A 26020-nucleotide genomic window follows, 5' to 3' on the forward strand; every position below is an offset into this window, starting at 1 on the left:
GTTGTCGCAGGACTACGGCTCATTGCTGCATCAGGCCGCGGAGGGCATGGAAGGCCTGCTCCTGACCGGCAAGTCGACCAGTGTGATCTCTGGTCGGCTGGCCTACTTCCTCGGGCTGGAGGGCCCGGCGATCACCGTCGACACGGCGTGTTCGTCGTCGCTGGTGGCCTTGCATCAGGCCGCGCAGGCCCTGCGCCAGGGGGAGTGCTCCCTCGCTGTGGCCGGTGGTGTGTCGGTGATGGCCACTCCGGGTTTGTTCACCGAGTTCAGCCGCCAGCGCGGGCTGGCGCCCGACGGGCGGATCAAGGCGTTCGCGGCCGCCGCCGACGGCACGGGATGGGGCGAGGGTGTCGGCGTCCTGCTGCTGGAACGGTTGTCGGACGCGCGGAAGAACGGCCACCCGGTGCTGGCGGTTGTGCGTGGCTCGGCGGTCAACCAGGACGGTGCGTCCAACGGCCTGACCGCTCCCAACGGGCCTTCGCAGGAGCGGGTGATCCGGCAGGCCCTGGCCAACGCCCGTCTCACGCCGGACGAGGTCGATGCGGTCGAGGGGCATGGCACGGGTACCACGCTGGGTGACCCGATCGAGGCCCAAGCGCTGCTGGCGACCTATGGTCAGGACCGTCCCGAAGACCGGCCGTTGTGGCTGGGGTCGTTGAAGTCCAACATCGGGCACACGATGGCGGCGGCCGGTGTGGCCGGTGTGATCAAGATGGTGATGGCCCTGCGGCACGGGGTGTTGCCGCGCACGCTGCACGTGGACGAGCCGACCCCGCACGTCGACTGGACCGCGGGCGCGGTGGAGGTACTGACCGAGAACCGCGCTTGGCCCGAGATCGACCGTCCGCGACGCGCCGGCATTTCGTCGTTCGGCATCAGTGGCACCAACGCTCACATGGTGCTGGAACAGGCCCCGGAGGATGAGGACGTTCCTGTCCGGGATGCGCCGGATCCGGCCCCCGCGATGGTGACGGACGGAACGTTGCCGTGGCTGGTGTCGGCGAAGTCGGAGACGGCGCTCGCCGAGCAGGCGCGGCGGCTGCTGGATCATCTCGACAGCCACCCGGACGCGACGCCTGCCGAGATCGGTCACGCGCTGACGGCGAGCCGTTCGATCTTCGATCACCGGGCGGTCGTGGTCGGCAGGGATCTGGCCGATTTCCATGGTGGGCTGGCCGCGCTGGCCGCCGGTGAGCCGTCCGCTGTCGTGGTGACCGGCACGGCGGCCGCCCAGCCTGGCAGGACGGTGTTCGTCTTCCCCGGGCAGGGGTCGCAGTGGGTCGGCATGGGTGTGGAGCTGATGCGCACTTCGCCGGTGTTCGCCGAGCAGCTGACGGCTTGCGCGGAGGCGTTGGAGCCGTTCACCGGCTGGAACCTCATCGATGTCCTCACCCAAGCACCCGACGCTCCCGGCCTGGACCGGGTCGATGTGGTGCAGCCCGCACTGTGGGCGATGATGATTTCGCTGGCTCGCATGTGGGAGCACCTGGGCATTACCCCCGACGCGGTGGTCGGCCACTCCCAGGGCGAGATCGCCGCCGCCCATATCGCCGGGATTCTCTCGCTGGAGGACTCCGCTCGCATCGTGGCGTTGCGTTCTCAAGCCATCAGCCACATCGCCGGGCGGGGCGGCATGGTGTCCTTGCCCCTCGCCGCGGCGGACGCCGAGGCCCTCATCGCCAGGTGGAAGGGGCGGGTGGCCGTCGCCGCGGTCAACGGCCCGTCGGCCACGGTGGTCGCCGGTGATGCCGACGCGCTGGCGGAGGTCGTCGCTCACTGCGAGGGCGAGGACATCCGCGCCCGCAAGATCCCGGTGGACTACGCCTCCCACTCCCCGCACGTGGAGGCGCTCCACGACCGGCTCCTGGAGCTGCTGGCCCCGGTGCGCCCGCGGGAAGCAGAGGTCGCGTTCTACTCGACGGTGGCCGGCCACGCCGACGGCGTGATGAGCGACACGACGGCGATGGGAGCGGTGTACTGGTACGAGAACCTGCGTACCACCGTGGCGTTCGAGGCGACCACCCGCGCCCTGCTGGACGACGGCCACACGCTGTTCATCGAGGCCAGTCCCCACCCCGTCCTCATCCACCCCCTTCAGGAGACCGCCGAAGACCACGGAGACACCGGCGACGTCGCCATCACCGGCACCCTGCGCCGCGACGACGACACCTGGCAACGCCTGCTGACCTCCCTCGCCGCCGCACACACCCACGCCACCCCGCACTGGCCGGGCTTCTATCCCGCCACCCGGCCGGCCCGCCTCGACCTGCCCACCTACCCCTTCGAGCACCAGCACTACTGGCTGGAGACACTTGAGAGCGCGGGGGACGCGGCGGCGGCCGGGCAGGCGGCGGTCGAACATCCACTGCTCGGTGCGGTGGTGGAACTCGCCGGGAGCGATGTCACCGTGCTGACCGGGCGGTTGTCGTTGCAGACCCATGGCTGGCTGGTCGATCACGCGGTCTCGGACACGGTTCTGCTGCCCGGCACGGCCTTCGTCGAGATGGCGCTGCGCGCGGGTGACGAGGTGGGCTGCGACCACCTTGAGGAACTCACCCTGCAGGCACCGCTCGTCCTGCCCGCGACAGGCGGCGTCCAACTGCGGGTGGAAGTGGAGGAGTCCGACGACGCCGGACGGCGTCCGGTGAACCTCCACTCCCGGCCCGACGGCGAGGGGACGGCTGCGCCCTGGACCTGCCATGCCACCGGTGTGCTCGCCACAGGCGGCCCGGTGCCGTCCTCGTGGGACGCGCGGGTGTGGCCGCCGGCCGGGGCGCAGCCGATGGAGATCGATGAGCCCTACTCGTCACTGGCGGCCCTCGGCTACCAGTACGGCCCCGCGTTCCAGGGGCTGCGGACGGTGTGGAAGCGCGGCGACGAGGTGTTCGCCGAGGTGGCGCTGCCCGAGGACCGGCACGCCGAAGCGGCGGCGTTCGGTCTTCACCCCGCGCTGCTGGACGCGACCCTGCACGCCGGGCTCATCCCGGACCAGGAGAACGGGCAGGAGCCGGAGCCGCCGAGGCTGCCGTTCGTGTGGTCCGACGTGCGGCTGCACGCGACCGGCGCCACGAGCGTGCGGGTGCGGCTGGCCCCCTCGGGACGTGACGCCCTCGCGGTGGAGGTCGCCGACAGCGAGGGCGCGCTGGTCGCGTCGGTCGGCTCGCTGGCGACGCGTCCCGTCGACCCCGAGAAGCTGGGCGGGACGCGGGACGGGCACCACGACTCGCTGTTCCGCATGGAATGGGTGAGCCGGGCGGTGCAGAACGCCGCCGCCGGGCTCCCGGGCGTCCCGTGGGCACTGCTAGGCGACGACGTACACGGACTGGGCACCGCTCTGGACGCCGCACAGATACGGCGATACACCGACCTGGCCGTGCTCAGCGGCGAGCTTGCCGCCTCCGGATCCGGCGTCCGCCCCGAACTCGTGCTGGCCTGCCATCTGCCCGACGACGACGCCACTTCCGGGGATCCCGCCGCTGCTCGTGTCGAGTTGCTCAAGGCGTTGTCCTTGGTGCGGTCGTGGCTTGCCGACGAGCAGCTCGCCGACCTGCGGCTCGTGGTGGTCACTCAGGGCGCGGTGGCGGCCGGCGACACGGAGCAGCCGCGTCTCGCCCTGGCTCCGGTCTGGGGCCTGCTGCGCTCTGCGCAGACGGAGAACCCGGACCGCTTCGTCCTAGCCGACGTTGACGGCGAGGAGCGTTCCCTCCAAGCCCTGCCTGCCGCACTCGCCTGTGGAGAGTCGCAGTTCGCGGTGCGCGGGGGAGAGGTCCTGGTGCCGCGACTGGTCCGGGCCACGGGCGGGCTGACGACCCCGCGGGGCGAGGCGGCGTGGCGGCTGGACGTGACCAGCAGCGGAACCCTGGACGCGCTGTCCCTGGTGGCGGCCCCCGACGCCGTGGAGCCGTTGCAGGCGGACCAGATCCGGATCGCCGTGCGCGCGGCCGGGCTCAACTTCCGGGACGTGCTCATCGCCCTGGGCATGTACCCGGGTGAGGCGTCGATGGGCAACGAGGGCGCGGGCACCGTCGTCGAGGTCGGGTCCGAGGTCGAGGGCCTGGCGGTCGGCGACCGGGTGATGGGTTTGATCCCCGGCTCCTTCGGCCCGACGGCGGTCGTCGACCGCCGGCTCGTCGCCCCGGTCCCGGCCGGATGGACCTTCGAGCAGGCCGCCTCCGCGGCCACGGTGTTCCTGACCGCGATGTACGCGCTGGTGGACCTGGCCGGGCTCAAGGCGGGCGAGAAGGTCCTCGTCCATGCCGCGGCCGGTGGTGTGGGCATGGCCGCCGTGCGCCTCGCCCGCCATCTGGGCGCCGAGGTCTACGGCACCGCCGGCGAGGGCAAGTGGGACACGCTGCGTGCGGCAGGGCTGGACGATCAGCACATCGCGTCGTCGCGCACTGCCGAGTTCGAGGAGTCGTTCGCCGCCGCCACCGGGGGCGCCGGGATGGACGTCGTTCTCGACTCGCTCAGCGGCGAGCTGGTGGACGCGTCGCTGCGGCTGCTGCCGCGCGGCGGGCGCTTCATCGAGATGGGCAAGACCGACCTCCGCGACCCGGAGCGGGTCGCGGAGCGGCACGCGGGCGTGCGCTACCGGGCGTTCGACCTGCTGGAGGCCGGCCCGGACCGGCTGGCCGAGATGCTGGCCGAGCTGGTGGAGCTGTTCGAGGCCGGGGTGCTCCAGCCGCTGCCCGTCCGCTCCTACGACATCCGGCGGGCGGCCGAGGCCTTCCGCTACATGAGCCAGGCCAAGCACGTCGGAAAGATCGTGCTCACCATGCCGCCTGTGTGGAAGCCGGAGGGCACGGTGCTGATCACCGGCGGCACGGGCACGCTGGGCGGGCTGCTGGCCCGGCATCTGGTGACCGAATACGGGGTGCGGCGGCTGCTGCTGGCCAGCCGACGCGGGCCTGAGGCCGACGGCGCCGGGGAGCTGGTGGAGCGGCTGGCCGGGCTCGGGGCGACGGCCGAGGTGGTGGCATGCGATGTCTCCGATCGTGAGGCGCTGTCGGGCCTGCTGGAGGGGATCCCGGCCGAGCATCCGCTGACCGCGGTCGTTCACACGGCGGGTGTGCTGGACGACGGCCTGGCTTCCGCGTTGACGCCCGGACGGCTGGACACAGTGCTCCGCCCCAAGGTCGACGCCGCCTGGCACTTGCACGAGCTGACCCGTGAGATGGGCCTCGCCGAGTTCGTTCTCTTCTCGTCCATGGCGGGCGTTCTGGGCAATGCGGGCCAGGGCAACTACGCCGCCGCGAACCTTTACCTCGACGCGCTGGCCGAGCACCGGCAGGCCCAGGGCCTCCCGGCCAAGTCGCTGGCCTGGGGTTTCTGGGACCAGCGCAGCGGCCTGACCGAAGACCTCGACCAGGCCGATCTCGCCCGATTCGCGCGGGCCGGTGTCGTGCCCCTGCGGTCGGACGAGGGACTGGCCCTGTTCGACGCGGCCGTGGCACTCGATGAACCGACGCTGGTCCCGGCGCGGCTGGACACCGCGCGGCTGGCCCAGGGCGGGACCGGGGCGGTGCCCGCGGTGCTGGGTGCTCTGGTGCGTCCCCGTGCCGTCCGGCGGACCGCGGCGGCCGGGTCGGCGGATGGGCGGCGGTTCGCCGGGATGTCCGCCGCCGACGCGGAGCGCGAGCTGCTGGAGGTGGTGCGCGCCCATGCCGCGACCGTGCTGGGGCATGCGAGTCCGGAGGCGGTCCGGCCCGACGGCAAGTTCAAGGAGCTCGGTTTCGATTCGCTGTCGGCGGTGGAGCTGCGGAACCGTCTGGCTGCGGCGATCGGTCTGCGCCTGTCGGCGACGGCGGTCTTCGACTATCCGACCCCGGCGGTGATGGCGAGGCACCTGCGCGGTGAGTTGCTGGGCGAAGCGGCACCCGCCGCCGAGCCCGTGGCCATGGCCGCCGCGCTGGACGAGCCGGTGGCCGTCGTCGGCATCGGATGCCGGCTTCCCGGGGACGTTGGATCGCCTGGGGAATTGTGGGAGCTGGTCGCGTCCGGTACCGAGGCGATCTCGGGGATGCCCACCGATCGTGGCTGGGACGTCGAGGGATTGTACGACCCTGACCCCGACCGGCCGGGCAAGACCTACGTCCGCGAGGGCGGCTTCCTGTACGACGCGGCGGCGTTCGACGCCGGATTCTTCGGGATCAGCCCGCGTGAGGCGATGGCGATGGACCCGCAGCAGCGGCTGCTGCTGGAGACCGCCTGGGAGGCGCTGGAGCGGGCGGGCATCGACCCGGCCACGCTGCGCGGCAGCCAGACCGGTGTGTTCATGGGCGCGCTGTCGCAGGAGTACGGCGCGCCAGTGCACGACGCCGCCGGGTTGGACGGATACCTGCTGACCGGCAAGTCGGCCAGCGTGATCTCAGGTCGACTGGCGTACTTCCTCGGGCTGGAGGGCCCGGCGATCACCGTCGACACGGCGTGTTCGTCGTCGCTGGTGGCGCTGCATCAGGCGACGCAGGCGTTGCGCCAAGGGGAGTGCTCATTGGCGGTGGCCGGTGGTGTGTCGGTGATGGCCACTCCGGGTTTGTTCACCGAGTTCAGCCGCCAGCGCGGATTGGCACCGGACGGGCGGATCAAGGCGTTCGCGGCCGCCGCCGACGGCACCGGCTGGGGCGAGGGCGTCGGCGTCCTGCTGCTGGAACGGCTCTCGGACGCGCAACGCGAGGGCCATGAGGTGCTGGCGGTCATCCGCGGCTCGGCGGTCAACCAGGACGGCGCGTCCAACGGCCTGACCGCTCCCAACGGGCCTGCACAGGAGCGCGTCATCCGCCAGGCCCTGGCCAACGCCCAGGTCGAGGCCGGCGAGATCGACCTGGTCGAGGCACACGGGACCGGCACCACGCTGGGCGACCCGATCGAGGCCCAAGCGCTGATCGCGACTTATGGTCAGGGCCGGTCGGAAGACCGGCCGCTGTGGCTGGGGTCGCTGAAGTCCAACATCGGGCACACGATGGCGGCCGCCGGTGTGGCCGGTGTGATCAAGATGGTGATGGCCCTGCGCCATGGGGTGATGCCCAAGACACTGAACGTGGACGAGCCGACCCCGCACGTCGACTGGACCGCGGGCGCCGTCGAGCTGCTGACCGAGGGCCGGGCCTGGCCGGACACCGGGCATCCGCGCCGCGCCGGGATCTCCTCCTTCGGCATCAGCGGCACCAACGCGCACCTGATCGTCGAGCAGGCCCCCGAGAGCGAGAACGCCACCGACCAGAACGCGCCGGAGCCGGTGGCGGTGACCGACGGGACACTGCCGTGGCCGGTGTCGGCGAAGTCGGAGACGGCGCTCGCCGAACAGGCACGGCGGCTGCTGGATCATCTCGACAGCCACCCGGACGCGACGCCTGCCCAGATCGGTCACGCGCTGGCGACGGGCCGCTCGGTCTTCGACCACCGCGCGGTGGTGGTCGGCCGGGAACTCGCCGACCTCAGGGACGGGCTGGCCGCGCTCGCCGCCGGCGATCCCTCCCCGCACCTGGTCACCGGCACGGCGGCCGCCCAGCCCGGCAAGGCCGTCTTCGTCTTCCCCGGGCAGGGCTCGCAGTGGGTCGGCATGGGCGTGGAGCTGATGGCCACCAGCCCCGTCTTCGCCCAGCACCTCACCGCCTGCGCGGCAGCGTTGGAACCGTTCACCGGCTGGAATCTCATCGACGTTCTCACCGAGGCGCCGGACGCCCCCGGCTTGGACCGGGTGGACGTGGTCCAGCCTGCCCTGTGGGCGATGATGATCTCCCTGGCTCGCCTGTGGGAGCACCTCGGGATCACCCCGGACGCGGTGGTCGGTCACTCCCAGGGAGAGATCGCCGCCGCCCACATAGCCGGTGTGCTGTCCCTGGAGGACTCGGCCCGCGTTGTGGCGTTGCGCTCTGCCGCCATCACCCGCATCGCGGGCCGGGGCGGGATGGTCTCCCTGCCGCTGTCCATGGCCGATGCCTCGGTGCTCGTCTCCCGGTGGGAGGGACGGCTTGCCGTCGCGACCATCAACGGACCGTCGGCCACCGTGGTCGCCGGTGGCACCGACGCCGTCGAGGAGTTGCTGACCTTCTGCGAGGGCGAGGGCGTCCGGGCCCGCCGCATCCCCGTCGACTATGCCTCCCACTCCTCGCACGTTCAGGCTCTGCACGACCGGCTGCTGGAGTTGCTGGCACCCATCGAGCCGCAACCGGCGACCGTGGCGTTCTACTCCACGGTGGCCGGGCACGTGGGCGGGGCCATGGCCGACACGACGGTCATGAACGCCCAGTACTGGCACGACAACCTGGCCACGACCGTCGACTTCCAGGCCGCCACCCGCGCCCTGCTGGACGATGGGCACACCCTGTTCATCGAGGCCAGCCCCCACCCCGTCCTCACGCATCCCCTGCAGGAAACCGCCGAAGACCACCCGGCGGGCGAGCAGGCCATGGCCACCGGAACCCTGCGCCGCGACGAGGGCACTTGGCAGCGCGTGCTGACCTCCCTGGCCACCACCCACACTCACACCACCGCCGACTGGTCGGGCTTCTACCCAGCCACGCGGCCCACCCACCTCGACCTGCCTACCTACCCCTTCGAACACCAGCACTACTGGGTCCGGCACACCACCGCGGGCAACGACCCCCGCACCATGGGCCTGCACGCCGCCGACCACGGCCTGCTGCGTGCCGCCGTCGCCCTCGCGGACGGCGACGGCCACGTGTTCACCGGACGCCTGTCGCTGCGCAGCCACCCCTGGCTGGCCGACCATTCTGTCCACGACACGCCCCTCCTGACCGGCACGGCGTTCATCGAGCTGGCCTTGCACGCCGGTCAGGCCACCGACACTCCGCACCTCGAAGACCTCACGCTCGAAGCGCCCCTCACACTCCCGTCCGCCGGCGGTGTCCATCTGCAAGTGCAGGTGGAGGCGGCCGACGGTGACGGTCGCCGGGCGCTGACCATCCACTCCCGGCCCGACGACGCCGCCCCCGACCGGCCCTGGACCCGTCACGCCACCGGCATCCTCGCCCAGGCGTCCGCCGCGCCGGACACGGCCGAGTGGGCGGACCTGGCGGCATGGCCACCGGCCGGTGCCACCGCGCTGCCCGTCGACAGCCTCTACGATCACCTCGCTGATCGCGGCTACCGCTACGGCCCCGCCTTCGAGGGGTTGACCGCGGTCTGGCGCCACGGCGAGACCCTCTACGCCGAGGTCGCCCTCCCCGCCGACGACACCACCGATGCCGGCCGCTACGGCATCCATCCCGCCCTCCTGGACGCCGCGCTCCACCCGATCATCGCCACTGGGCCCGGACAGGACCCGGACCAGGTACATCTTCCGTTCGCATGGTCGAACGTCCGGCTTCACGCCGTGGGAGCACGCGCACTGCGCGTCCAGATCACCCCGGTTGACGCGGGCGCGCTACACGTCAGGCTCGCCGACCCCGCTGGGCGGCCGGTCGCCGAGGTGGCGTCGCTCGCCGTGCGGCCGATCGCCGTCGAGCAACTGGCGGAGGCTGTCGCAGGGGCAGGAGACGACCACCTGTTCCGTTTGGCCTGGACGCCCGTGTCGGACGCGTCGTTGCCGGATGACACCACAGCCGTTCCAGACGTGGTGATCGATACCGGCCTGCTGGAGCATTCCGGCTCGCCTGAGGATGTTCCCGGCGCCGCGCGTGAGGCTGTTCAGCATGTGTTGGATTTGGCGCAGTCCTGGCTGGCTGAGGAGCGATCGGCCGATGGCCGGTTGGTGGTGGTCACCCGGCGAGCGGTCGTGGTCGACGCCGATACCGAGTCGCCGAATCTCGTGGACGCCGCCGTGTGGGGTTTGCTCCGTTCGGCTCAAAGCGAGAACCCGGGCCGTTTCGTCCTGCTCGATGTGGAGGACGAGGACGCCGCCTCGGCTGATTTGGTGCGTGCGGCGTTGGCAGGCGACGAGCCGCAGATCGCTGTCCGTGGCGGCGACCAGCAGCAGCTTTACGTTCCCCGGCTGGTGCGGGAGTCCGTGCCAGGCGACGCCACTGCGCCGGAGCCTGCTGTGGGCGGCACGGTCCTGATCACCGGCGGCACGGGCACGCTGGGCGCGTTGTTCGCGCGCCATTACGCGACGGCTCGGCAGGCCGGTCATCTGCTGCTGACCAGCCGACGCGGCATGGACGCTCCGGGCGCGCCCGAGCTGGCCGCTGAGCTGGCCGAACTGGGCGCGAAGGTCACCATCGCCGCCTGCGACACCGCCGACCGCGACGCCCTCGCCGGACTTCTGGCGGAGATCCCCGACGAACATCCCCTCACCGCTGTGGTGCACGCCGCCGGTGTGCTGGACGACGGAATCATCACGTCCTTGACGGCAGAGCGCGTGAACACGGTGTTCCGTCCCAAGGTCGACGCCGCTTGGCATCTGCACGAGCTCACCCGCGGGGCGGACCTCGCCGAGTTCGTCTTGTTCTCCTCGATGGCCGGTGCTCTGGGCAATCCAGGCCAGGGCAACTACGCGGCGGCCAACGTCTTCCTCGACGCACTGGCCCAGCGACGACGCGCTGAGGGACTGGCCGCCACCTCCCTGGCGTGGGGGCTGTGGTCAGACAGCAGCGGCATGACCGGCCACCTGGACGACACGCATCTGGCCCGCATGGCTCGCCTCGGCATCAAGCCCATCACGGCGGACGAGGGGCTGGCGCTGTTCGAGGCCGCCCGCGTCGCGGGCACCACGTGCCTGGCCCCTGCCAAGATCGAAACCGCCCCGCTTCGTCCCCTCCTGGAGAACGGCACTCTTCCCGCCGTCCTCCAGGGACTGGTGCGCGTTCCCGTCCGCAAGGCCACCGCGGCCGCTACGGCGGCCGACGGCGTCACCCTCCGCGATCGCCTGGCCCACCTCTCCGCCGAGGAGGCCGAGGACACTCTCGCCAGCCTTGTCCGCACCCACGTCGCCGCCGTCCTTGGGCACGCGACGTCCGACGCCATCAACCTCGACCGGGCGTTCGGCGACCTCGGGTTCGACTCGCTGACCGCGGTCGAGCTTCGCAACCGCCTCAACGCCGCCACCGGCCTGCGTCTCCCCGCGACACTGATCTTCGATCACCCCACCCCGCACCGCCTGACCACCCATCTCCGCGCCGCCCTCGTCTCGACCGCCCACGCACCCACCCCTGCCCCGGCCGCGACGGTCACGCCCATCGCCGCCGACGAGCCCATCGCCATCGTCGGCATCGGCTGCCGGTACCCGGGCGGCGCGCACTCGGCGGAGGACTTGTGGAACCTGGTGGCGGGCGGGACGGATGCCGTCGCGGAGTTCCCGAGTACTCGTGGCTGGGACGTCGAGGCGCTGTATGACCCTGAGCCCGGAAAGCCGGGCAAGACGTACACGCGCCACGGCGCATTCCTCTACGACGCAGACACCTTCGACCCCGCCTTCTTCGGCATCAACCCCCGGGAAGCCCTCGCCATGGACCCCCAGCAACGGCTGCTGCTGGAGGTCGCCTGGGAGACCATCGAACGCGCCGGGATCGACCCCACCGCCCTCCAGGCCACCCCCACCGGCGTCTTCGCGGGCGTCATGTACGGCGACTACGCCAGCCGTCTCAACTCCGTCCCGGAAGACCTTGAGGGATACCTAGGCAACGGGAGCGCGGGCAGCGTCGCGTCGGGTCGTGTCGCCTACACCTTCGGGTTGGAGGGGCCGGCGGTGACGGTCGACACCGCCTGCTCGTCCTCTCTGGTGGCCCTGCACCTGGCCGCCCAGGCGCTACGGCAGGGGGAGTGCTCCCTTGCTCTGGCCGGTGGCGTCACCGTCCTGGCAACACCTGGTGTCTTCACCGAAATCAGCAAGCAGCGCGGGCTTGCCGCCGACGGACGATGCAAGTCCTTCGCGGCCGCCGCCGACGGCGCCGGCTGGGGCGAGGGCGTGGGCCTGCTGCTGCTCGAACGTCTCTCCGACGCGCGGAAGAACGGCCACCCGGTGCTGGCGGTCGTGCGTGGCTCGGCGGTCAACCAGGACGGTGCGTCCAACGGCCTGACCGCTCCCAACGGGCCTTCGCAGGAGCGGGTGATCCGGCAGGCCCTGGCCAACGCCCGTCTGACGCCGGACGAGGTCGACGTGGTGGAGGGGCATGGCACGGGCACCACGCTGGGTGACCCGATCGAGGCCCAAGCGCTGATCGCCACCTATGGCCAAGGACGACCGCAGGACCGGCCGTTGTGGCTGGGGTCGCTGAAGTCGAATATCGGGCACACGCAGGCCGCGGCGGGTGTGGGCGGCGTGATCAAGATGATTATGGCCATGCGGAACGGTGTGCTGCCCAGGACGCTGCACGTTGACGCTCCTTCGCCGCACATCGATTGGGAGTCCGGCGCTGTCGAGTTGCTGACCGAGGAGCGGTCGTGGCCGGAGACGGGTCGTCCGCGCCGTGCGGGTGTGTCCTCGTTCGGCGTCAGCGGCACCAACGTCCACGTCATCGTGGAGCAGGCCCCGGAGGCCGAGAGCCCCACCGATCAGGACATGCCGGAGCCGGTGGTGGCCACGGACGGGACGTTGCCGTGGCTGGTGTCGGCGAAGTCGGAGACGGCGCTCGCCGAGCAGGCGCGGCGGCTGCTGGATCATCTCGACAGCCACCCGGACGCGACGCCTGCCGAGATCGGTCACGCGCTGACGGCGAGCCGTTCGATCTTCGATCACCGGGCGGTGGTGATCGGCCGGGAGCCCGCCGACTTCCGAAGTGGCTTGGCGGCGTTGGCCGGCGGTGAGCCCTCTGCGCGTGTGGTGACCGGCACGGTGCCCGCTCAGCCCGGAAAGACGGTGTTCGTCTTCCCCGGGCAGGGGTCGCAGTGGGTCGGCATGGGTGTGGAGCTGATGCGCACTTCGCCGGTGTTCGCCGAGCAGCTGACGGCTTGCGCGGAGGCGTTGGAGCCGTTCACCGGCTGGAACCTCATCGATGTCCTCACCCAAGCACCCGGGGCTCCCGGCCTGGAGCGGGTGGATGTGGTGCAGCCCGCCCTGTGGGCGATGATGATCTCTCTGGCCCGCATGTGGGATCACCTCGGGATCACCCCGGACGCGGTGGTCGGCCACTCTCAAGGTGAGATCGCCGCCGCCCACATCGCCGGGGTCCTCTCCCTGGAGGACTCTGCGCGTCTCGTCGCGCTGCGCAGTCAGGCCCTGATGGAGATCTGCGGGTTCGGCAGGATGCTGACCGTGCTGGCTCCTGAGGAGCGAGTGCGGGCGATGCTGGCGGCCGGGCACGGTGACCTGGCGGTGGCCGCGGTGAACGGTCCGGCCACTGTCACGGTGTCGGGTTCAGCGACCGCGATGGCCGAATTCAACACCGCCCTCTCCGAGGCCGGGATGATGCGCTGGCAGGTGCCAGGCGTGGACTTCGCCGCCCACTCCGCGCAGGTGAAGGCACTGCAGGACCAGCTCCTGGAGCAGCTGGCGCCCATCGACCCCCAACCGGCCACCGTGGCGTTCTACTCCACCGTCACCGGCTACCTCGGCGAGCCGCTCGCCGACACCACAGTCATGGACGCCCAGTACTGGTACGACAACCTGGCCGCCACCGTCGACTTCCAAGCCGCCACCCGCGCCCTGCTGGACGACGGCCACACGCTGTTCATCGAGGCCAGCCCTCACCCCGTCCTCACCAGCGCGCTGCAGGAGACGACCGAAGACCACGGAAACACCAGCGATGTCGCCATCACCGGCACCCTGCGCCGCGACGACGACACCTGGCAGCGCGTGCTGACCTCCCTGGCCACCACCCACACCCACACCACCGCCGACTGGACGAGCTTCTATCCCGCCACCCGGCCCACCCACCTCGACCTGCCCACCTACCCCTTCCAGCACCGGCACTACTGGCTGCTGGACGCCGCCCAAGCGAGCACCGACCGCGCGGCCAACGGCTCGGCGGGCCCGGTCGAGGCCGAGTTCTGGGACGCCGTAGACCGGGAGGACCTGGACTCGCTGATCAGCACGCTGGAGCTGGGAGACGCGGGGGGTGAGCGCGACGCCGTGGATTCCGCACTTCCGGCCGTGCTGTCCGCCATGTCGTCCTGGCGGCGGCGCCAACTGGACCGTGCGGCACTGGAGAGCTGGCGCTACCAGGCGACGTGGAAGCCGCTGCCCGGCATCGGGGCCGGGGCGAACCAGAGGCTGGACGGGAGCGCCTGGCTGGTGGTCGTTCCCGAGACGGCCGCCCCGGACCCCGCGGTGGAGACGGTGCTCGACGCGCTGCGGTGGCGCCGTGCCCGGGTGGTCCGGCTGGACGTCGCACCGGCCGACCTGCGGGACCGCGCCGCGCTCGCCCGGCAGCTCGCCACCGTGCTCGCCGAGGACGAGGCCCCGGACCGGCTCACCGGAGTGCTGTCCCTCGCCGCGCTCGTCGACGACGGTCTGGGCGCCGCGCACGAGCCGGTCTCCGATGGCCTCGCGGGCACGGTCGCCCTGGTGCAGGCGCTGGAGGACGCGGGCGTCGAGGCACGCCTGTGGTGCCTGACGCGCGAGGCGGTGTCCACGGGGAACGCCGACGCCGTCGCCAACCCGTTGCAGGCCCAGATCTGGGGCCTTGGCCAGGTCGTGGCCTTGGAACGGCCGCAGCGATGGGGCGGGCTCGTGGACGTGCCCGCCCGGCTGGACGGGCGCGCCGCGGAGTTGCTGTGCGCCGTCCTCGCCGGCGTTGACGAAGTGGACCGCGCAGGCGCGGGCCATGGCGAAGACCAGGTGGCGGTACGCGCCTCGGGAGCGTTCGGCCGGCGGCTGGCGCGGGCTCCGCTGGGTGACGCGCCCGAGCGGGACTGGCGTCCACGGGGAACCGTGCTGGTGACGGGCGGTGCGGGCGAGGTCGGCTCGCACGTCTGCCGCTGGCTGGCCCGGGCCGGAGCGCCGCACCTTCTGCTGGTCGGCAGGCGCGGCGACAAGACGCCCGGCATCGCTGAGCTGGCGGCGGAGCTGACGGGACTCGGATCGCGCGTGACCGTGGCCGCGCTCGACGTCGCCGACCGGGACGGGCTGCGGGAGCTGCTGGCGTCGGTTCCGCGGGAGCACCCGCTGACCGCCGTGTTCCACGGCGCCGCGGTGCTCGCGGACGGGTTGGTGGAGTCCCTCACGGCGGAGCGACTGGAACAGGTTCTCCGGCCCAAGGTGGCCGCCGCCACGGTGCTGCACGAGCTCACCGCCGACCTGGAGCTGGACGCGTTCGTGCTCTTCTCCTCGGCCGCCGGAGTCTTCGGCAGCGGCGGGCAGGGCGGGTACGCCGCCGCCAACGCCTTCCTCGACGCGCTGGCCCAGCTGCGGCGGGCGGCCGGGTTGCCCGCGACCGCCGTGGCCTGGGGGTCATGGGGCGGCGGCGGCCTGGTGACCGGCAAGGTGGCGGATCGCCTGCGCAGGCAGGGGCTGCCGCCGATGGCTCCCGACACGGCGGTGGCGGCGCTGGTCGCCTCGCTGAGCCGGGAGGAGACGCAGGTGACGGTGGCTCAGGTGGAGTGGGCCGACTTCGTGCCCGCGTTCACCGCGGCCCGTCCCAGCCGGCTCATCGCCGATCTCCCCGACGTCGCCTCGCTCACGGCGGAGCCCTCTGCGGCCGGTCACACCAACGGCGCGTCGGAGGGCGACCTCGTCGCCCGGCTGAGGGAGCTGCCGGACGGCAGGCTGGACGACGCCCTGCTGGAGACCGTCAGCGCGCACGCGGCGGCGGTCCTCGGCCTGGACGGGCCGGACGCGATCGGCGCCGAGCGCGCGTTCAGCCTGGCCGGTTTCGACTCGCTGACCGCCGTGGAGCTGCGGAACCGGCTGTGGCGCGTGACCGGGCTGCCGCTGCCGGCCACGCTGCTGTTCGACTATCCGACGCCGGTCGCCGCGGCGCGGTACCTGCGGGAGGAGCTCTTCCCGGAGCGGATGGCCCGAGGCGGCGGCCCTGGTGCCGCCGCTGGCGGGGCGGCGGCGGCCGCGGACGACGCCGAGGTGCGGGATCTGCTGCTGTCGATTCCGCCGGCGCGGCTGCGCGAGGCGGGGCTGCTGGAGTCGCTGCTGAGCCTGGCCGGTGGCCCGGCGGCCGGCGGCGCCGAGACCAACGGCGGGGGTCACGCGCCGCGGAACGGCGACGGGCCGTCGCTGGACGAGATGGGCGTGGACGACCTGGTGCGCATGGCGATGGAGAACGACGTCCCTGACGAGATGCGGAGTTCATGATGGCCGAATCGAATGATGCCGTTGTCGAGGCGTTGCGCGCATCTCTCAAGGAGACCGAACGGCTTCGCCGCGTGAACGCCGAACTGTCCGCGGCGACGCGCGAGCCGATCGCGATCGTCGGCATGAGCTGCCGCTATCCGGGCGGCGTGCGCTCGCCGGAGGACCTGTGGGACCTGGTCGCCGCCGAACGGGACGCGATCTCCGGCTTCCCGGGCGACCGCGGCTGGGACCTCGACGGGCTGTACGCGCCGGAGCCGGGCGCTTACGGTAAGTCGTACGTGCGCGAGGGCGGCTTCCTGTACGACGCCGACGAGTTCGACCCGGGCTTCTTCGAGATCAGCCCGCGCGAGGCGACGGCGATGGAACCGCAGCAGCGGCTGCTGCTGGAGACCTCGTGGGAGGCGTTCGAGCGGGCGGGCATCGACCCGGCGACGCTGCGCGGCAGCCGTACGGGCGTCTTCGTGGGGATCGCGCACCAGGAGTACGGGGCGGCGCGGATGCACGAGTCGCCCGAAGCGCTCGAAGGGTACCTCGGGGCGGGCACCTCGACCGCGATCGCCGCCGGGCGCGTCTCCTACGTGTGGGGGCTGGAGGGACCGGCCGCCACCATCGACACGGCGTGCTCGTCGTCGCTGGTGACGCTGCACATGGCGGCCCAGTCGCTGCGCAACGGGGAGTGCTCGCTGGCCCTGGCGGGCGGCGTGACGGTCATGCCGATGCCCGGCGTGTTCGTCGAGTTCAGCCGCCAGCGCGGGCTGGCCCCGGACGGCCGGTGCAAGCCGTTCGCGGCCGCCGCCGACGGCACGGCCTGGGGCGAGGGCGTGGGCCTGCTGCTGCTCGAACGCCTCTCCGACGCGCGGAAGAACGGCCACCGGGTGCTGGCGGTCGTGCGCGGCTCGGCCGTCAACCAGGACGGTGCCAGCAACGGCCTCACCGCCCCCAACGGCCCGTCCCAGCAGCGCCTCATCCGCCGGGCCCTGGCGAACGCGCGGCTGACGGCGGACCAGGTGGACGCCGTCGAGGCGCACGGCACGGGCACGACTCTGGGCGACCCGATCGAGGCGCAGGCGCTGCTGGCCACCTACGGCAAGGACCGGCCCGGGGACCGGCCGCTGTGGCTGGGGTCGGTGAAGTCGAACATCGGCCACACGCAGTGCGCGGCGGGCGCGGCGGGCGTCATCAAGATGGTCATGGCCATGCGGCACGGCACCCTGCCGAGGTCGCTGCATCTGGACGAGCCGACGCCGCATGTGAACTGGTCGGCGGGCGCGGTGGAGCCGCTCGCGGAGGCGCGGCCCTGGCCGGAGACCGGCGGCCGGCCGCGGCGGGCGGGCGTGTCGTCGTTCGGCGTGAGCGGCACCAACGCGCACCTGATCCTTGAGGAGGCGCCCGAGGAGGAGACCGCGCCCGAGACCACGCCGGGCACTGCCGATCACGTGCCGGCCGGTGCCGGCGGGCTGGTCCCGTGGATCGTGTCGGCGCGGTCGGAGGAGGCGCTGCGGGCCCAGGCGGAGAAGCTGCGCGACTTCGCCGCCGCCGACGCGGGCTTGGACCTCGCCGATGTCGGCTGGTCGCTGGCTTCGAGCCGGGCGCGGCTTGAGCATCGCGCGGTGGTGCTGGGGCGCGACCGGGACGAGTTGCTGAGCGGTCTGGCGTCGGTGAGGGGCGGCGTGGAGACGGCCGGGACGGTGCGTGGCGTCGCCGGAAAACTCGGTGGTTCCGTCTTCATGTTCCCGGGGCAGGGGGCGCGGTGGGCCGGTGTGGCGCGGCAGCTCTACGACGCCTTCCCCGTCTTCGCGCAGAGCCTCGACGAGGTCTGCGAACGCTTCGACGCGCACCTCCCCTTTTCGTTGACGTCCCTGTTGCTCGCCGATGAACCTGCGGAACGCGAGCGGACGGATGTCGCGCAGCCGGCGTTGTTCGCACTCCAAGTCGGCCTGTATCGACTCGTGACGCGGTACTTCCCGCGGCCGGACCACCTGATCGGCCACTCGGTCGGCGAGATCGCGGCCGCCCACGTGTCCGGAGCCATCGACCTGGACTCCGCGACCAGGCTCGTGGCCGCTCGCGGCCGGGTCATGCAGACGGTCGCCGAGCCGGGCGCCATGCTGGCGGTCCGGGCCTCGGAAGACGAGGTGAGGGCGCTGCTCGGCCCGTACGGCCGCGTCGGGATCGCCGCCGTCAACGGCCCGGACTCGGTCGTGATCTCGGGCGCCGGCGACGAGGTCCACGAGCTCCGCGAACGGCTCGCCGGCGACGGCACGTCGGCGAAGCCGCTCGAGGTCGGCCACGCGTTCCACTCTCCGCTCATGGACCCGATCCTGGACGAGTTCGCGGGCTCCATCGGCACGCTCCGCGCGGGCGAGATGGCGATCCCGGTCGTCTCGACCAGGCTGGGCCGCGAGGCCACGCTCCAGGAGCTGACGTCCGCCGAGCACTGGGTGCACCACGTCCGCGAACCCGTTCGCTTCTTCGACGCGGTAGAGCACGCCCGCGCCGCCGGTGCGCGCGTCTTCCTCGAAGTGGGCCCGGGATCGGCACTCGCGAGCATCACCAGAGAAGCCTTCGCCGATGAGGGCGTGGACGACGCGCTGGTCCTGTCGTCGTCGCGGCGCGACCGCGGGGCGGTGGAGGCGCTGGTCGGCTCGCTGGCCCAGTTGCACGTGCGGGGCGGCGTCGTGGACTGGAACGCCCTGATCGGGGCGCGCCGGCGCGTGGACCTCCCGACGTACGCGTTCGAGCGGCACCGGTACTGGCTCGACTCCTCGGCCGGGACGGGCACGGCGGACGTGGCCTCCGCCGGGCTCTCGGCTCCGGAGCACCCGCTGCTGGGCGCCGTCGTGGACCATCCCGGCACCGGCGAGGTGGTCTTCACCGGCCTGTGGTCGCTGCGGACCCACGGCTGGCTGGCCGATCACGCCGTGTTCGGCGCGGTCGTCGTACCGGCGACGGCCTACCTGGACCTGGCACTGTGGGCGGGCGACCTCGTCGGGTGCGCCGCGGTCGAGGAACTCTCCCTGGAAGTCCCGCTGATCCTTCCCGGCTCGGGCGGCGTGCAGGTGCGGATCGTCGCCGGTGCGGTGGACGAGACGGGCCGCCGCTCCCTGGACGTGTACTCGCGTCCCGGCGAAGACGGCCGGGCGGTGGGTGGCTGGGCCCGGCACGCGACGGGGAGCCTGGCACCGAGCACGCAGCAGGCGGGCGCACGCGACGATGACGTGCGATCACTTGCCGTGTGGCCGCCGGCCGGGGCACGGCGGCTCGACATCGACGATCTCTACGAGAGCCTCGCGGACGTCGGTTTCGACTACGGTCCGGTCTTCCGCGGGCTACGCGAAGTGTGGCGGCACGGTGATGATCTTTACGCGCTGGCCACGCTGCCGGCGATCGACGACGGCCCGTCCGGCGGTGAGTTCCCGCTGCATCCGGCGCTGATCGACTCGGCGCTGCACGCGGTGGCGATCGGCGGTGTCATCGACGCCGGCGGCCAGGGCTGGGTGCCCTTCTCGTGGTCAGGCGTGGAGCTGACCGGAGGGCGCGGCCTGAGCGTGAAGGTCCGGATCACCCCGGCCGGCGAGGGCGCCGTGTCCGTGACGATCGCCGACGAGCACGGCCGCGAGATCGCCCATATCGGGGCGCTGACGTTCCGGCCGGTCAATGCCGGGCAACTGCGTTCGGCGCGAGGCGGGAATGAGCCATCGCTGTTCGAGCTGCAATGGCGGCCGCTCCAGCAGAGCAAGCCGGAGACCTGCGGCGGGCAATGGGGCGTCCTCGGTACGAAGAACGGCCTGGCCTCCCGGCTCTCCAAGCCAGGCGACGAGGACGTCCCGTTCTACGAGTCCATGGACGAGGTCCTCACGGGCAAGGCACCCCAGCACATCGTCCTCTGCCTGGACGACTTCGTCCCCGCCGGCTCTGACCTGCTCGCCGAGGTCGTCAGCGCTGACACACGCATTCTGGGCTGGGCTCAGCGGTTCCTCGCCGAGGAGCGGCTCGCCGATTCCACGCTGGTGGTTCTCACCCGCCTGGCCCTCGACACCGGCGGAGGAGAGGGCGTCGAAAGCCTTCCCGGCGCGTCGGTGTGGGGCCTGATCCGCTCCGCCCAGACCGAGCACCCCGGCAGGTTCCGGCTGGTGGACGTCGATGACGAGGAGGCGTCCCTCGCACGCCTCCCGGACGCGCTGGCCGTCGGTGAGGCCCAGCTGGCACTGCGCGGCGGAGCGTGCCTCGTGCCGCGCATGACACCCGCCTCACCCGCGGACCATCGGCTCGAACCACCCGCCGCCGGCGCCCACCGGTTGGGCATCCCGGTCAAGGGGACCTTGGAGAACCTGACCTGGGTGCCCTGCCCCGCGGTGGAAGCGCCCCTGACCAGCGGGCAGGTGCGCATCGCCGTACAGGCCGCCGGGCTCAACTTCCGGGACGTCACGATCGCCCTGGGACTGGTGGACGGGACGGCCTTCGACGCCGGGATCGGCAGCGAGGGCGCCGGAATGGTGTTGGAGGTCGCGGACGACGTCACCGGCCTCGCGCCGGGTGATCGGGTGATGGGCGCGTTCACCGGCGCCTTCGGCGGCGTGGCCGTGACCGATCACCGCTTGCTCACGCCCATCCCCGACGGCTGGAACTACGCCGAGGCGGCGTCGGTGCCGACCGCCTTCCTCACCGCCTACTACGCGCTCTTCCGTCTGGTGAGGCTCGAGAAGGGGCAGCGGATTCTCATCCACGCCGCGGCGAGCGGGGTCGGGATGGCCGCCGTTCAACTGGCGAAGCACGCCGGCGCCGAGATCTACGCGACCGCGAGCCCGGCCAAATGGCCCGTCCTGCGCGCGCTGGGACTGGACGACGAGCACCTGGCGTCGTCGCGGGACCTGGAGTTCGCGGACAAGTTCCTGGAGTCCTCGGGCGGCCGCGGCGTGGACGTCGTCCTGAACTCCCTCGCGCACACGTTCGTCGACGCCTCGCTGAGGCTGCTCCCCGGCGGCGGAGACTTCCTCGAGATGGGCAAGACCGACGTCCGCGACCGCCGTCAGGTGGCGGCAGGTCACCCGGGGGTCGACTACCGGGCCTTCGACGTCTTCGGAGCGACGGGCATGGATCTGCTCCAGGAGCTGTCCCGGGACGTCATGGAGCTGTTCACCGACGGCCGGGTGCGCCTGAACCCGATCACGGTTCGCGACATCCGCGACGCGCGCACGGCGTTCCGCGAGATGAGCCAGGGCCGCCACGTCGGCAAGCTGGTCCTCGACGTGAGTGGCGGCTTCGGCGGCGGGACCGTGCTGGTCACGGGCGGGACCGGGGCAGTGGGCTCGCAGGTCGCGCGGCACCTCGTCACCGGCCACGGGGTGCGGAGCCTCATGCTTGCGAGCCGGCGGGGAACGGAGGCGGACGGGGTCTCCGAGCTGGTCTCGGACCTGGAGAAGGCGGGCGCGGCCGTCAAAGTGGTGGCGTGCGACGTCGCGGACCGGGCAGCCGTGGCGGACCTGCTCGCAGCCGTGCCGGGGGAGTACCCGCTGACGGCGGTCGTGCACGCGGCGGGGGTGGTGGCCGACGGCACGGTCGAGTCGCTGACCGCCGAGAGCCTCGAACGCGTGCTGCGCGCCAAGGTCGGCGGCGCGGTGAACCTGCACGAGCTGACCAGGGACCGCACCCTGTCGGCGTTCGTCCAGTTCTCCGCTCTGGCGGGCACGCTCGGCGGCGGAGGGCAGGCGAACTACGCCGCGGCGAACGCGTTCCTGGACGGTCTGGCGGCGCGGCGCAGGGCGTCCGGGCTGGCCGGCACGTCGCTCTGCTGGGGCTGGTGGGAGCGGCGCGGCGGCATGGCCGCGGACCTGGACCAGGCCGGCCTCGCGCGGATCAGGCGGGCCGGGGTCGTGGAGATGCCCGTGCCCGAGGCCCTGACCCTGTTCGACTCGGCGCTGGCGCTCGGCAGGCCCGTGCTCATCCCCGCCCGGCTGGACCTTTCCGTGCTGCGCGGCAGGACCGGCGACGAGTTGCCGCCCCTCCTGCGCGACGTCGCCGACGGTGTCCGTCCACGCCGGAGCCGGGCGGGCACGACCGGGGACGGCGGCGACCCCCGACTGCCCGCCAGGCTGGCGGCCCTGCCGGAGGGTGAGGCGGAGACGGCCGTCCTGGACTGGGTCCGCACGCAGACCGCCATCGTCCTCGGACACCCGTCCGGCGCGACCGTCGACGCGGACCTGGCGTTCACCCGCCTCGGCTTCGACTCGCTGACCTCGGTCGAACTGTGCAACCGCCTGGCCTCCGCGACCGGGCTGCGCCTGCCGTCCACCCTCGTCTTCAGCTACCCGACACCACGTGAGCTGGGCCGGCACATCTCCGGCCTGCTGCGTCCGGCACCGGACACCGACGCCCATGCGGACACCGATGCCGACAGGCATGCGGACACGCACCCGGACGTCCGTACGGGCGAACTCGCGGACCTGGACCTCAACGCACTCGTCGACCTGGCTCTGAACGAAGGGTGAGAGACATGGACAACTCCGCGGACCGCACGGCGGACGGCGCGGACCGGGTCGAGCGGGCGCTCCGCACGCTGCTGGAGGAGCGCGACCGCCTCCGGCGGGAGAACGAGGCCCTGAAGGCCGGGCGCGGCGAGCCGATCGCCGTGGTGGCCATGGCGTGCCGCTTCCCGGGCGGCGTCGCGTCGCCCGAGGACCTGTGGGACGCGGTCCACGGCGGCCGGGACCTGGTGGAGGAGTTCCCGCGGGACCGCGGCTGGCGGGACGTTTTCGACGAGGACCCCGACACCCTGGGCGGCTCGTACGTGCGCCACGGGGGCTTCCTCGCGGATGTGGCGGACTTCGACGCGGACTTCTTCGGCATCAGCCCCCGGGAGGCGCTGGCGATCGACCCGCAGCAGCGCCTGCTGCTGGAGACGTCGTGGGAGGTCTTCGAGCGGGCGGGCATGGTTCCCGCCGACGTGCGCGGGGCCGACGTCGGCGTCTTCTCCGGAGTGAGCTCACCCGAGTACGGGCTGCGGTTCCTGGAGGTGACCCGGCACGAGTTGGAGGGCCACCTGGCGCTCGGGAGCGCCCTGAGCGTGGCGTCCGGCCGGGTGGCGTACGAGCTGGGACTGACCGGGCCGGCGCTGACCGTGGACACGGCGTGTTCGTCGTCGCTGGTGGCCGTTCACCTGGCGGTGAAGTCGCTGCGCTCGGGGGAGTGCTCCCTCGCCGTGGCGGGCGGTGCGGCGGTGATGTCGACGCCCGGCGCGTTCGTGGAGTTCTCCCGGCAGCGCGGGCTGTCGGCCGACGGCCGGTGCAAGGCCTTCGCGGACGCCTCCGACGGGACCGCCTGGGCCGAGGGGGTGGGCGTGCTGCTGCTGGAACGGTTGTCCGACGCCCGCCGCAACGGCCACCCGGTGCTGGCCACCCTGCGCGGTTCCGCGGTGAACCAGGACGGGGCGAGCAACGGCCTGACCGCTCCCAGCGGCCGCGCCCAGGAGCAGGTGATCCTGAAGGCGCTGGCGGACGCGGGGATCGCGGGGTCAGAGGTGGACCTGGTCGAAGCCCATGGCACCGGCACCGCGCTGGGGGACCCTATCGAGGCGGGCGCCCTGCTGGCGACCTACGGGCAGGGCCGGGCCGACGGTCGGCCGCTCTGGCTGGGATCCCTGAAGTCGAACATCGGCCACGCCCAGGCGGCCGCCGGGGTCGCCGGGGTCATCAAGGCCGTGATGGCCCTGCACCACCGGTTCCTGCCGCAGACCCTGCACGTGGACATGCCCTCCCGGCACGTGGACTGGTCATCGGGCGCGGTCGAACTGCTGGTGGAGGGGCGTGCGTGGCCCCGGGAAGCGGGTCCGCGGCGAGCCGGGGTGTCATCGTTCGGCTTCAGCGGAACCAACGCGCATGTGGTCCTGGAAGAGGAACCGCCGGTGGACCGGGGTGCCGAGCCCGGTGCGGGCCCGGCCCCCGCAGGGGGGCTGGTGCCGTGGGTGGTGTCGGGCAAGACCGCGACGGCCCTGGAGAAGCAGGCGGCCAGGCTGCGCGATTTCGTCTCCGCCGGTCCGGACGTCGACATCGCCGATGTCGGATGGTCCCTGGTGTCGAGCCGGTCGCGGTTCGCGCATCGCGCCGTGGTGCTGGGGCGTGACCGGGAGGAACTGCTGAGCGGCCTGGCGTCGCTGAGCGACGGCGCCGAGTCCGCCGGGGCCGTACGTGGCCGTGCCGGGGACCTCGGTGGCGTCGTCTTCATGTTCCCCGGGCAGGGTTCGCAATGGGTCGGCATGGGCCGGCGACTTTACGACGCCTTTCCCGTCTTCGCCCGCAGTCTCGACGAGTGCGCGGCCGCGCTGGCCGAGTGGGCCGACTGGTCACTGCTGGACGTGGTGCGCGGAGCGGAGGGGGCGCCCTCCCTGGACGAGGTGGACATCGTCCAGCCGGCACTCTTCTCGGTGATGGTGTCCATGGCCGCCCTGTGGCGGTCGTGGGGCGTCGCGCCGGCGGCCGTGGTGGGGCACAGCCAGGGCGAGATAGCCGCCGCCCATGTGTGCGGCGCGCTGTCGTTGCGCGATGCCGCCAAGATCGTGGCGCTTCGCAGCCGAGCCCTGCGGAGCCTGATCGGTCAGGGCGGGATGGCGTCGGTCGCGGAGTCCGCGGACGTCGTGGCGGCACATCTCGCTCCGTGGCACGACCGGCTGAGCATCGCCGTCGTCAACGGGCCCCGTTCGGCGGTGGTCTCCGGTGAACCGGACGCACTCGACGAGTTCGTCGAGAAGATGATGGCCGAAGGCACCCAGGCCCGGCGGATCGCGGTCGATTACGCCTCGCACTCGCCTCAGGTGGCCGGGGTCCGCGACCAGGTGATCGAACCACTGCTCGACCTCGACCCGAGAACGTCGACGCTGCCCTTCTACTCGACGCTCCGCGGCGAGAAGATCGACGCCGCGGAGCTGAACGGCACCTACTGGTACGACAACCTGCGGGAGAAGGTCCTGTTCGCGCCTTCCGTGCGGCGGCTCCTCGACGACGGGTACCGGGTGTTCATCGAGATGAGCCCGCACCCCGTTCTGACCGTCCCGGTGGAGGACATGGTCGAGGACGTGGACGACGCGGTGGTCCTGTCCTCGGCACGGCGGGACCGGGGCGAGGTGGAGGCCGTGGTCGGCTCGCTGGCCCGGTTGCACGTCCAGGGCGGCGCCGTGGACTGGAGCGCCCTGTTCGGGACGCGCCGGCGGGTGGAGCTGCCCACGTACGCGTTCCAGCGGCGGCGGTACTGGCTGGACCCACCCCGCACGGTGGTCGAGGCGGAGCCGCCGTCGGACGAGCCCGTCGAGGACGGTGAGGAGCCCGTCGCCCTGCGGGACAGGATCAGCGGCCTTCCCGAGGACGAGGCGACGGCGCTCGTGCTGGACCACGTCCGGATGAAGATCGCCGCGGTGCTCGGTCATCCCTCTGCCGCGTCCGTCGATCCCGACCAGGAGTTCCTGACCATGGGGTTCGATTCGCTGCTGGCGGTGGATCTGAGCAAGCGCCTGGCCGCGACGACCGGTGTCAGGTTGCGGGCGAACGTGGTGCTGCGGCACCCGACGCCGAGGCTGGTCGCGGGGCACATCCTGACCTTGGTGGCCGGCCGCGACGGGTCGTGATCGCGCGCTGTCGCGGGTGTCCGCCGCGCCGCTGCGGCGGGGTGTCCGCCGTCCCGTGGGATCGTCTCGCCGGCGGGACGCAAGGTGGCCTCCGGCCTGGTGTGTTGCGCTGCCGGGTGGTGTTGAACGGTTGATCCACTTTCGTGAGAGTGAGTTCGGCCGCGGATTCCGCTGGGTCCCGGCCCGTTCACTGAGGGGATGATCTCTGTGCGTTCGTTCGCGGCCCAGGCGGGGGCGAGCCGACCGCGGATGGTGAAGGGAGCGTT

3 protein-coding genes (1 of these 3 running past the window's edge) are annotated in these 26020 nt (G+C 72.4%); all 3 read left to right on the plus strand.

All coding sequences use genetic code 11. From position 1 onward, the window contains the following. Tightly spaced (at most 5 nt apart), the 3 genes in view from ACGFNU_RS36470 to ACGFNU_RS36480 form a layout consistent with a single transcriptional unit that may run on beyond the window. Positions 1-16141, plus strand: the 3' end of a protein-coding gene (locus tag ACGFNU_RS36470; protein ID WP_392601130.1) for a type I polyketide synthase. The gene continues 18815 nt to the left of window position 1, outside the view; 16141 of the gene's 34956 nt are visible here — the last part of the coding sequence; its start codon lies beyond the left edge, outside the window; its stop codon occupies positions 16139-16141. Then, complete coding sequence (locus ACGFNU_RS36475) at positions 16141-22629, plus strand: SDR family NAD(P)-dependent oxidoreductase (protein ID WP_392601131.1); 6489 nt, start codon at positions 16141-16143, stop codon at positions 22627-22629. The genes ACGFNU_RS36470 and ACGFNU_RS36475 overlap by 1 nt, the downstream gene beginning before the upstream one ends. Before the next feature lie 5 nt (positions 22630-22634). Beyond that, positions 22635-25754, plus strand: a complete 3120-nt coding sequence (locus tag ACGFNU_RS36480) for a type I polyketide synthase (protein ID WP_392601132.1) — start codon at positions 22635-22637, stop codon at positions 25752-25754. The last annotated feature ends 266 nt before the right edge of the window (positions 25755-26020 follow it).

Source organism: Spirillospora sp. NPDC048911, assembly GCF_043198015.1.
In the GTDB taxonomy this organism is placed as follows: Bacteria; Actinomycetota; Actinomycetes; order Streptosporangiales; family Streptosporangiaceae; genus Spirillospora.